This window comes from Parolsenella sp., from assembly GCF_982402205.1.
Genome location: NZ_CEVYAT010000079.1, coordinates 1 through 7,292 on the forward strand (window position 1 = coordinate 1; position 7,292 = coordinate 7,292).

Annotated in this window: 6 protein-coding genes; 3 read left to right on the top strand and 3 right to left on the bottom strand. The window is 64.9% G+C overall.

The annotated features are described in order from the left end of the window. The coding region (locus AC1VTH_RS05320; RefSeq protein ID WP_481335109.1) for a helicase C-terminal domain-containing protein at positions 1-220 on the top strand (220 nt) is incomplete at its 5' end. Positions 221-319: 99 nt separating this feature from the next. Here AC1VTH_RS05320 and AC1VTH_RS05325 read toward each other — a convergent pair. Together AC1VTH_RS05325 and AC1VTH_RS05330 are read right to left on the bottom strand one after the other, a co-directional pair. After that, on the bottom strand, positions 320-1,429 hold the full coding sequence (locus AC1VTH_RS05325; RefSeq protein ID WP_481335110.1) for a WYL domain-containing protein: 1,110 nt from the start codon (positions 1,427-1,429) through the stop codon (positions 320-322). Further along, positions 1,426-2,466 carry a helix-turn-helix transcriptional regulator gene (locus AC1VTH_RS05330; protein ID WP_481335111.1) on the bottom strand — a complete coding sequence of 347 codons (1,041 nt, stop codon included), beginning with the start codon at positions 2,464-2,466 and terminating at the stop codon, positions 1,426-1,428. Before AC1VTH_RS05330 ends, AC1VTH_RS05325 begins: the two co-directional genes overlap by 4 nt. A gap of 292 nt (positions 2,467-2,758) precedes the next feature. Between AC1VTH_RS05330 and AC1VTH_RS05335 the strand changes: the two genes are divergently transcribed. Together AC1VTH_RS05335 and AC1VTH_RS05340 are read left to right on the top strand one after the other, a co-directional pair. Further along, a complete protein-coding gene (locus AC1VTH_RS05335; protein ID WP_481335112.1) occupies positions 2,759-3,733 on the top strand; it encodes a hypothetical protein in 975 nt (324 codons plus the stop codon). 154 nt (positions 3,734-3,887) lie between these two features. Further along, entirely contained in the window at positions 3,888-6,497 is a 2,610-nt protein-coding gene (locus AC1VTH_RS05340) for a M28 family peptidase (protein WP_481335113.1), read from the top strand. Here AC1VTH_RS05340 and AC1VTH_RS05345 read toward each other — a convergent pair. After that, a complete protein-coding gene (locus tag AC1VTH_RS05345; RefSeq protein ID WP_481335114.1) occupies positions 6,494-7,081 on the bottom strand; it encodes a hypothetical protein in 588 nt (195 codons plus the stop codon). The genes AC1VTH_RS05340 and AC1VTH_RS05345 overlap by 4 nt on opposite strands. Between the last annotated feature and the right edge of the window lie 211 nt (positions 7,082-7,292).

Below are 7,292 nucleotides of genomic sequence, written 5' to 3' on the forward strand. Positions count from 1 at the left end.
GTGGAGCTTGCCCGAGGCGGTGCTGGCCGTCAAGCAGGCGGCGGGACGCCTCATTCGCTCGTCGAGCGACTCGGGCGTGCTCGTGCTTGCCGACAGCCGCGTGAGCTCGAAGGGCTATGGCAAGGTGTTTCTCAAGTCGATGCCCACCTCGAACGTGACGACGCTGGGGACCGACACGATTGGCCGCTACCTCGAGTCTTGGTGCGCGAGCCACAAGTAGACGAGCAGGGCGCCCGGTGCGGATGGTCTCGCACCGGGCGCCCTTGCGTTTGAGTGCTAACTGGTGTTGCGTCCTCGTCTTGCTGGCGGCGGGGAGCGCCTACTTCTCGGTGGCCGGCGCCTTGCGGGCGCGTACCTTCTTCGCTTCCAGCAGGTCGTGCTTGGCGACCTCCTGCATCTCCTCGATAAGCTCTGGGGCCTTCTTGCCGCTCTCGTCTATCTTGATCTTGCCCTGCAGCGAGAGGAGCTGGCGGGGGAGCCAGTCGCCGCGATTGTAGGGAATCTTGACTACCGACAGACCGTTCTTCTCATGCGAATAGGCCGCGCCGTCAAGCGAGAGGAGGAAGTTGAGCGAGTCGACGTCTGCGGGATCCAGGTACGTGATGCTCACGTAGTCGTCCTCGTCCCACTCCCAGGGTGCCTGGGAGGCCACGGCCTCCCGATAGTCCGCGTCCCTGCTGCATGAGCCCACAAGCTTGAGGTCGGTGATGCGGCTCAGCTGGTAGGTGCGGTTGTCCCTTGCGTCGCAATCGAAGGCGTCGATGTCCCACTCGCCGTCCTTGAGGCGAATCGTGAGGGGAATGACGAGGCGCGTCGACTTCCGCTTGAAGTCCGCGTCGTTCTCGCCATCATAGAGGAAGCTGACGGGGAGCTGCCTCACGTGGTTCTCGTCCCTGCCGGGCTTGGCCTTGATGATGGAGTAGGCGCAGTACTTGAGGTAGACGAGCTCGTTGCTCTCGAGAAGGGACTCGTTGTCGGCGGGCTTGAGCTCGAGGTTCTCGGGGTAGAGTGTCTTCTCGATGATTGCGCGGGTCATGTTGGTGCGCGGAACGCCAAGACGCCAGAAGGCCTCGCTGCACGCCGCGGCCTGCTGCGGGGAGAGGCGGATGCCTCGGGTGCGAGGCCTTCCCTCGTCGTTGATGTGCGAGACGACGCGCTTGTCCGTGTCCGAGTTGATGGTGCTGGTGACGATGTTGATGGGCTTGGAGTCGCCCTCGCCAAGGCTGCTCGTGTTGTCGAGGTTCTCGACGATCTCCTGGATTCGTGCCTTTGCTTTTTCGTAGTCCTCGTTGGGCATGAGCAGCTGGGCGAGGTCGCCATAGCTGGTAACGTAGCCGTTTCGCTGCAGCGTCAGCGCCACCGCGAGGTCCTCGGCGAGACGATGCTCGCGCGGACGCCCCGGCCCGCGCCTCTTTGGCTTGTTCGTCATGACCGTGCCTCCTCGAGAAGCTCCTCCCACTTGCCCACAAGCTCAGGTGGGTCGAGCGGTATGGCTCCGATGGTGATTGCCCAGCGCGCGGCCCTGTCGATGTCGCGCACGCCGTCGAGTGTGAGCTCTGCGCTGCCGCCCTGGTGAGTCTTGAACGAGTCGCGCTTCTTGATGCGGTCGGGCAGGCTTTCCTTGACGCCGCGCTGGAAGTAGAACGTGACGCTGATTGACCTTCCCTCGCTGTCGCCGGGACCAATCTCAAAGGGAAGCTTGCGGTACTTGTCGACGCTGAAGTCTGCGGGGATTTCGTAAGTGGGCTCGTCCTCGAGGATGATGGGCTCGCCCTCGACGCGCTCGAGGTTAAAGGTGCGGATGCTGTCGGCCTCGTCCTTCTTGGAGCGTGAGCCAACCACGTAGATGCCGTCCTGGAACGTGAAGAGCCCGTAGACCTTGAGGGCGCGCTCGATGGGGGCGTCGTCGGCCTTGGCGCGATACATCATCTTGATGGGCTTGCGCTCGTAGCGCGCCTTGGTGAAGTAGGAGAGGTGCCTGCCACCCTCAGAGGGAGCCTTCTGCGGGGCAACGCCTCCGGTGCCGCGGCCCGTCCCCAGCGCCAGACGGGCGATGGCAAAGCCGAGGTCGCGCGGGTTGGTGGTCTGTGGGTCGTCGAGAAGGGCGCGCATGAGGGTGGCGTAGATGCAAGCCGCGTCGTCGAGGTTCTTTTCGTACTCCTCGATGATCTTGAGCTTGTCGATGTCCGACTTGGTGAAGCCGCGGGCCAGAAGCTCGTCGTCGCTGGGAATGGCCGGCCTCTTGCTGAGGATCTTGTCGCTGCGCGTGCGCTGCTCGTCGAGGTGCCACTTCTTGGCGGTGCCGTCCTGCTCCTCGACTAGGTAGATGCCCTCGCTTGCCAGCTCGTCGCGGTCGCGCTTGAGCGTCTTGTGCAGCGAGGTCTTTGTCACCGAGCCCTTGTAGAAGTGGTCATAGATGTAGTCGGTGTTCAGGGCCGTGCTGCTGTCGAGAAATCTGAAGGCCACACGAGCGCGTGTGATGTCTCGATGTCCGAGTGTCTGCCCCTTTTTTGACGACTGCCTAGCCATGCCGTTCCCCCTGCCTTGAGTGGGCCCGTCTTCATGCTGGTACCATGTGGTGGACGGGTTAGTGTCCCGTCTCTCGTAGATTATGAAGCTTTATGCGCCGCGGCGCTTGCGCGAGGGGACGAATGTGAAAAGAAGCAGGCGTGACGCCGCTCGCGGCTTGCATGATGCCTCCCACCGAGCGGGCTCCTTTGCCCGCCCGCACCGCCGCCGCGCTCGCCCGTGTGGCCGCGTGGCGACTCCCCTTGGCCTGCGCGTCCTCATCGTGGTGCTCGTGGTGGGCGCCCTTGGGGGCGCCGGCTATCTCCTGTGGAGCCACTTCTCGAGCGCCTCAAGGGCAAAAGCCGAGCTTGGCGATGCCATCGATTGCGTTGCCCAGGCCGACGCCGCCATCGTTCCGCTCAACGAGGCCGTCTCGTCCCAGATTGGCGGTGACACCTCCTCCCATGAGGGGCTCTCGGAAAAGATTGACTCCGCGACCTCGCTGCTCACGGAGGCCTCGTCTCACCTCGAACGCGCCCAGGCCCTGGCCGACCATCTCGACGACTCCGGGAGGGAGGTGCTCGACGCCCTCTCTGCATCCATCGAGGCACGCCGTGGGATGATTGGCGCCGGTGAGGTGATCGTGGACGTCGACGACGCGGTCTCGTCTGCGCTGGGCCTGCTTGGTCAGGCGCGGGACAGGCTTGAGAGCGCCGACGAGAAGGCGAAGTCCGCGAGCGACGCCGCCAACGAGTACGCCCGGTTCCTCGCGGGCGAGCAGACGCAGATCCAAGATGCCAACGTTGCCGTGTCGCTCGACAACGAGGCAGCGTCACTCATTGCCGAGGCGAGCGACCTTCTTGGCAAGGCAAAGCAAGCATTTGGCGATGCCGACTACGCCGTCTACGAGTCCTATGTTGCCAAGAGGGCCGAGGCTGCCCAGCTTATGCTCGACGCCGACTCGGCCGTGGTCTCGGGCGACTTCGAGCGCGCGGGCCAGCTTGTGAGCCAGTACAACGCCGCTGATGCCGAGGCCGCCACGTTTGCCGCCACATTGCCCGCAAACCTCTCAGACATCTTTGTGGATTCCTACGCCCGTCTTACGTCTGCCGAGCGCCAGAAATATGCGGAGTCTGCGGCCAAGGCCGCCGATGCCGATGCAGTGGTGCGCAAGTATCAGGGCGTGCTCGCCCGTGCGGCAACGAGCGGTGCCGCGCCTGCGTAGACGAGCGCTTCGATGCGTTTGGGCGGGGATAGTCGCTGCCCGCGGCGCTGGTCGTGTGCAGGAGTTGCCCCCGGTCCCGCGAATGCGCGAGGTAGACGTATACTCTCTAGCATGACTGTACCTAGCGGCCAGCCGCTATTTGGAAGGTGAACGGATGAGCATCACGAAGGATTACCTCGAGCGTCTTAATACCGAAGTTGGCATTGCGCCCGCGGGAAGCCAGGAAGAGCTCGATTGCGCCCACAAACTGGCCGATGAGTTCGCAGCTCAGGGCCTTGCCCCTGAGATTCAGGACTTTACTGCCCCGAGCCTGGGCAAACTTCCCTATGGCGCGACCCTCGTGGCGATGTTCCTTGGCATGCTGCTCGTTGGTCTGGGCAACATCGTTGCCACGATCATTGGCCTCGTACTGGTCTTTGGCTCCATCGCGCTGCTGGGTATGGTCCGCAGCGGCAAGGACGTCTTTGGCAAGCTGGGCTCGCGCGCCCACAGCCAGAACGTGGTTGGCTATCGCGAGGCCGAGGTCGAGCCCGAGCTGCGCAACCGCCCCATCGTGATCGTTGCCCATTACGACACGGCGCGCGTTGACCCCCTGGCCAACCCCAAGATCGCGGTTATCAAGAAGTACCTCGCCTCCTACTCGATGTACCTCATGATCGCCGTTGCCGCCTGCACAATCCTGCAGCTGTTCGTCTTCCTTCCCGAGGCCGCCCGCCGCACCTTCTGGATCATTGGCATCATTGCCTCCCTGCCGCTCGTGATCTGGGGCGCGTGCATCATCGCCAGCCGCTTTACCCCCTACACCTCCGGCGCTGTTGACAACAAGTCTTCCGTGGCCGCCATGCTTGGCGTGCTCGACCGCGCGACGCAGGGCAAGGGTGGCCTCAAGCCTGCTGAGGCCGCTGAGGAACAGGCCGACGAGGCCGAGCAGGAGCCCGCCGAGCCCGAGATGCGCCGCGTCGTCGAGGAGGTCGTGGGCGTTCGCCATGGCGAGCAGGTGATTCGCGAGCTTGGCATTCTTCCCGAGACCTGCTCCATCACCTACATCGAGCCCGAGGTCCGCATGGTCCCCGTGGCAAAGCCTGCTCCCAAGCCCGTGCCGGCACCTGTCTCCGAGCCGGCCGATGAGACCCGCTCCTTTGACGTTGCCGCCGAGGACGAGCCCGAGCCCCAGGCTGCTCCCGCGGACAATGTCACTCCAGGTGACGTCGACGCCACCCGTGCGGCCGAGCCCGTAGTCGTTCCTTCCGACGAGACGCGCGACCTGGCCGCGCCTGAGCCCACCAAGGACGACGACGCCCCCGCCTCCGATGACGAGCCCGCTGGTGCCACTTGCCCGATGGAGCCCGTCTCCGCCCCGCGTATCGACACGGAGGACGTTTCTGAGACGGCGCCTGCCGCGAATGTCCAGGCCGACATGAGCCAGCTCGAGGACGGCCAGAACGCCGAGGAGGGTCCCCTCACCGAGACGGATCACTCAGGCCTCTTCACCATGGCCCCCGAGGATGCCAACGACGCCTCCGAGGCTCCCCGTGCCACGCGCCCTGCCCCCGCGGCCATCTCCGACCCCGATTGGGGCAAGAGCTCCTACAAGCCCACGCGCAGGCAGAACGTCTCCAACGTTGCTCGCCGTGCGGCCCTGTTCGATCTGCCCGACCCCAAGAACTCTGGCATTGACGCCCTCGGAGCCTATGCCGCGCCCGCTCAGCAGCAGCTTCCGTCCCGCTCGCAGATGGCCCAGCGCCTCGCCGATGCCAGCCAGCAGGCCACCCGCGTGGCTACGGCTCCCGCGCGCCAGCAGGTTCAGCCCACCGCGCCGGATGACATCGAGGTCCTGAGCGCCCCCGCGGCTCCGCAGCCCGCCACTCCCCAGACTGCCAAGGCCTCTGGCCACCGCGGCCTTGGCTTCCTTGGCAGGAAGAACAAGCAGCAGGAGTCGATGTCCGAGTGGCTGGGCGTCGATGACAACTACGATGCCAAGACCTCGGGCGAGAACATCGGCTCGTGGGACAACTTTGGCAACGACAGCCAGGGCGGCCACTGGAAGGGCGGCGCCGCGCTCAACGTGAACCTGCGCAAGCTCAAGGACAAGCTCCCGTCCGTTCCCGGTCGTGGCTCTAGCGACGATGCCGAAAGCGAACAGCCCGTCGAGCAGCAGACCCATGCTTCCGATGTTGCCCCTGCGTCCGGCCAACAGGCCGATCAGTCCTACGACCTCTCGTCCTATGAGGGCGTCGAGGCCCCGGCTCCCTCGGAGTTTGTCGCCTCTGCCAACAACCGCGACCTGCGCGATGCCATCCTCGCCATGGGTGACGACGACCTAAAGACCCATGACATCTGGTTCGTTGCCACGGGTGCCTCCAACCTCTGCAACGCCGGTGCCGCCGAGTTCGTGGCCGCCCACCGCAAGGCCCTGCGCGGCGCCATCGTCATCAACCTCGACTGTGTTGGTGCCGGTGACCTCACGATGCTCACCCAAGAGGGCTATGGCACCCCGCGCCGCAGCGACCGTCGCTTTGGCAACGTTCTCCAGTCCGTCGCCGACGACCTGCACATGGCCCTCGGCCAGGCTGCTCGTCCGTGGGCAAACAGCGATGCCACGATGTTCATGCGCCGTCACCTCCGTTCCGTGACCGTCATGGGCATGGGTCCCGGCGAGTCGCGCGCCTGCGCCGGTACCGCCGACGACGTTCCCGAGTGCGTGAATCCCGAGCGCGTAGAGGACGTTGCCGCCCTCGTGCTCGAGGCCATCAGGCGCTCCTAGGCGGACGTCCCAACAAATACGAGCAGCGTTCTCTCACGCTGGCCGGCCTGTGATGAGGCACAGGTGGCCAGCGTGAGTGCTTTTGTGGCATGTCGACACAGGTCTTGTGCGAGCGGGCTTGCGGCCGATGCCTCGCCGAGCATGTCCTCGAGCCACGAGCGCAGTTCATCCCGATTCATCGAGAAGCGCTGGATCTGCTCGTATGACTTGTCGACCTTGAGGGCGAAGCAGGGCACGTAGGATTTCGTGCCCGTTCGCGTCTCGAGCGTGGCCGCTCCAAGGGCGTCGAAGACCCCCTGGTCCCAAGCGTTGGCGATGGGAGAGAACTGCAGGTCGGTGGTACCAACCCGATGGCCGTAAATGAGGGCGTGGGTATCTGCGACGCTGCAGCGCCAGTCCAGGTAGGGGCATCCTACCTGTGACGGCTGCCCCCAAAGATCATGGGCGAGGTAGAACCCGGGCTCCTGCTTGGCTCCCTGGGCCACCGGATAGTCGATGGGCGTTCCATCGACGCTGAGCCAGGCGGCCTGGTTGGGGTTGTCCCATTTCCGGGCCTCCTCCTCGGAGCTCCCACCGGCGTCCATGGCGTCGTGGGCATCTCTTGCCTGTTGGTAACGAAACTCGGAGACGAGGCACGGACCAATGCTTTGCCCTCCCGCCAGGATGAGAGCAAGGCTCGCGAGAACGACCGCTCCAAGGAACGCTGCCAAGCCGCGTGGCCCGCGGCGGCCGGAAGCGCGTCCCGGCCGCCGGGGGCCTCCTCTCATGACGCTGCCTCAAAGGTGTAGGTGATGG

Excerpts from the sequence above, each read along its gene's own strand:
- AC1VTH_RS05340 (WP_481335113.1), top strand. The coding sequence starts at position 3,888 with ATGAGCATCACGAAGGATTACCTCGAGCGTCTTAATACCGAAGTTGGC.
- AC1VTH_RS05325 (WP_481335110.1), bottom strand. The coding sequence starts at position 1,429 with ATGACGAACAAGCCAAAGAGGCGCGGGCCGGGGCGTCCGCGCGAGCAT.
- AC1VTH_RS05345 (WP_481335114.1), bottom strand. The coding sequence starts at position 7,081 with ATGGACGCCGGTGGGAGCTCCGAGGAGGAGGCCCGGAAATGGGACAAC.